This window comes from Lentzea indica (assembly GCF_012184385.1).
Lineage (GTDB): Bacteria > Actinomycetota > Actinomycetes > Mycobacteriales > Pseudonocardiaceae > Lentzea > Lentzea indica.
In genome coordinates this window covers 1-3,418 of the sequence record NZ_VSRL01000457.1, presented here as the reverse complement: position 1 = coordinate 3,418, position 3,418 = coordinate 1, and the positions used below count along the sequence as shown (strand labels likewise).

The window sequence follows — 3,418 nt, the reverse complement described above, 5'->3', positions numbered from 1 at the left end:
TCGCGTTCGGTGCTCGACCAGCGCAGCGGCACCGGCTTCGGCCGATGCAGCGACCGCATCTCGGCCTCGGCCGTCCACTGCCGGGAGATCGCTGCCGCGAGCTCCTCGGCCGCGCGGTCCAGGTCGTCGGCGGGGGACGGTTGCGCGCGCTGCGGCCGGTTCTCGCCGCGGAGGATGCGTTCGTGCAGCTCACGGACGTCCGCGCCGGGGTCGATGCCCAGTTCCTCTGCCAGTCCGACGCGCAGCTGCTGGAACACCCTGAGCGCGTCGGCCTGCCGCCCGGCGCGGTCGAGCGCGAGCATGAGCTGGGCGTGCGGCCGTTCTCGCAGCGGGTTCTCGGCCACGACCTCGGCCAGTTCGTCGATGACCTCGCGGTGCTGCCCCAACGCGAGCTGCCAGTCCACGCACGACTCGAACGCGTCCAGGCGCTGCTCGTCCAGCCGCGCCGCGCGCCCGGCCAGCACACCGGAGCCGAGCCCGTCGAGGGCCGGGCCGCGCCACAACTTCAGCGCCGTCCGGATCTCGCGCACTCCGTCGCGCAGCGCGCCCTTGCCGGCCTGCCGCCGCGCCTCGGCGACGTGCTTCGCGAACCGCAGCAGGTCGAGCTGCTCGTCGGTGACGACGAGCCGATAGCCAGGGCCGTCGGTGACGATCAGCCGCTGCTCGGTGTCGCCCAGTCGGTCCCGCAACGCCGACACGCAGTTCTGCACCTGTTTGGTCGCGGTCGCCGGCGGCTCGTCGTCCCACGTCGACTCGATCAGCCGCGCCATCGGCACGACCGCGCCCGGAGTCAGCAGCAGCGTCGCCAGCACCCGTTGGTGCCGGGTGCCCGGCAGCGCCAGCCGACCCCGAGCCGTCCAGACCTCCAGTGGCCCCAGCACACAGAAGTCCATCGGCTCCCCTCCCAAAGTCGTGATCTTAGCCCGTTTGACCTGCGGGAGGACGGCGCGATGACAAGGCGAGGACGGATCCCGGCAGCGTGGTGCTCGTTCGGTCACCCGCCCCAGTGGTGATCGAGTCGAGGGGAGAACTTCACATGTCCAAGATCCGCTCCGTGGTGGCTCTCGCAGCCACCGTGGCCGGTCTCGCCACCGGCGCCGTGCTCGCGCCGTCGGCCAGCGCGGCCAACCCGACATGGGCGGTCACCGCCCCCAGCTCGGGCACCCCGCTCGCCAAAGCCAACGGCGACTTCGCCAACAACGGCGGCGTGTACGCAACGGTCGGCATCAACTATGTCGACATGTCCAACAACGGAAAGGGTGTCTACGTCGAAGTGGAATTCTGGTTCTACCGGATCTACGGCCCGGGGCTTCCTTCGGTGTGGGAGAAGGTGGACACGAAGCAAACCCCGCGCACTCAGCGCATGAGGTACGTGCCCACGAACTTGTCCACTCGCCTGCCCGGTAATGGTCACGCCGCCCGCGCGAAGATCAAGGTGTGCGAGGACGTGCCCCGCCGAGGAGACGTGTGCTCCAACCAGGCGCAGGTGTCCTTCGAATACTGACCTGACGCGTGACCCCTCCTGCCGAGTCGTCGGTGCCTGGGAATTGCAGCCTGCCGGTTCTTCGGTGGGAGGGGTCGTTCGGTCACCCAAGAACGTGGCGGTCGCGCTGGCCCGGCTCGACGACCTGCCTGCGGCGCCGGGGCCGGTCACGCGCAAGGCAATTGCACACGTTCGTCCCCTTCAGCGCACCCGTGATCGATGAGATCATTTCCGGGTCGCTGACAGTGTCATGGGGGAACAGGGGTGACGTTCGGGGTGCGCTGGTCCGATCGATCTCGGCGAGTGGTCATCGTCGGAGCGGGACTCGGCGGCACCGCCACCGCCGTCCGGCTCCTCCGGTTCGCCAGGGAACCCCTGCAGGTCGTGCTGGTCGAGCGCCGCCCGGAGCAGCGCAGCGCCGGGGTGGCCTACCACCCCGCTGGCAACCCCTGGCACCACGTCTTCAACATCCAGGCCGGGCGCATGTCGATGTTCCGCGAGGACGTCGACGACTTCGTCGCCTGGGCCAACACCAGCGCCGACCGGACCGGCTGGCCGCCGGAGTGGCGCGATGTCACGTTCACCGAGTCCGGGCCCGCGCCCCGCCGGATCTACGCCGGCTACCTCGCCGACCGCCTCGCCGAAGCCGCGTCCGAGTCGGCGGAGGGCGTGACGCTGACCGAGGTCGACGGCGAGGTGGTCGACGTGGCGGCCGGCGTCGACGACGTGCGCGTCGTCGTCGAGAACTTCGCTCTGCCACAAGGGTCTTCGCCGCGCGACGACGCCTCCTCCGTGACCGTTCGCGCCGATCACCTCGTCATCGCGACGGGGCTGGAGCAGCGGGCGCTCCCGTTCGCGGCCGAGGTGCTGGACCACCCGTCGTTCGTCAGGCAGCCCTACTCCGCCGCGGGTGTCGAACGCGTGCAGCGCGTGCGGCCGGATGCCGTCGTCGCGATCATCGGCACGCTGCTCACCGGATACGACTCGGCGGCGCTGCTCCTGCGCCGCGGGCACACCGGGAAGATCCACATGATCTCGCGGTCCGGCCTGACGATCCGCACCTATCCGCCGGACCACCGCCACCGCGTCCTCGACCTGCCCGCCCCGCGGTTGCGCGGCGACTACGAGGGCCCCGGCCGGCTCGTCCAGCGCGTCAAGGACGAGTGGGAACGGGCCTGCGCCGTCGTCGCCGAGGACTACCCCGACGTGCCGCCGGTGGTGGTGACCGAACGGGTCGCCAAGTCGTGGGAGCCTCACCTCCCCGAACTCCTGGAACGCGTTCCGACAGCCGATCTGCGCGCGCTGCTCGACGACTACGGCAGCGCGCTCGCCACGCTCAGGGTGAGCGCCGTCGCGTACACGACCGAGGTGGTCGACGGGGCGATGGCCGGTGACGGGCAGATCACCGTCACGACCGGGAAGGTCAGCCAGATCGAGGACACCGGGAACGGCCCGCTGAGGCTGACGGTGTCCACATCGGACTCGACGCGGACGATCGAGGCGGACCTCGTGATCTCGAACTTCGGCCGGGAGCCGGACTACGAGCGCGTCGGGTCGGCGCTCTGGGCGAACCTGCTCGGGAACGACCTGGCCGTGCGGCACCGGCGCACCGGTCGTGGCGTGGAGGTGGACGGGTCCGGTGTCCTGCTCGGGCCGTCCGGCGCCCCGTCCGGACCGATCTCCGCGGTCGGCGGCCCGCGCGAGGGTGACGAGATCGTCCGGCACGGCCGCATCGGCGCGTTCGCGTTCAACCTCGCCGCGATCAAGAACCATTCGGTCGGCGTCGCCGCGGACGTGGTGCGCCGGCTCGAATCCGGCTACGACGATCAGGCCTGTGACGTGGCGGCGGACTTCGGCGCGGCAGCACGCGAAGCGTTCGCGCGCTCGGTCTCGCTCGACGTCCGGCGGATGGCGGCACGACGGCGGCGCGACCGG

Annotated in this window: 3 protein-coding genes; 2 read left to right on the top strand and 1 reads right to left on the bottom strand. The window is 71.1% G+C overall.

Going from position 1 to position 3,418, the window contains the following annotated elements; all coding sequences use genetic code 11:
• Positions 1–893: AfsR/SARP family transcriptional regulator (locus FXN61_RS48280; protein ID WP_167980467.1), on the bottom strand; the 893-nt coding region annotated here is incomplete at its 3' end.
• 143 nt (positions 894–1,036) lie between these two features.
• Here FXN61_RS48280 and FXN61_RS48275 point away from each other — a divergent pair.
• Entirely contained in the window at positions 1,037–1,504 is a 468-nt protein-coding gene (locus FXN61_RS48275) for a hypothetical protein (protein ID WP_167980466.1), read from the top strand.
• Between the two features lie 243 nt (positions 1,505–1,747).
• A partial coding sequence (locus FXN61_RS48270) for an FAD/NAD(P)-binding protein (protein WP_312878571.1) occupies positions 1,748–3,418 on the top strand: 1,671 nt, incomplete at its 3' end.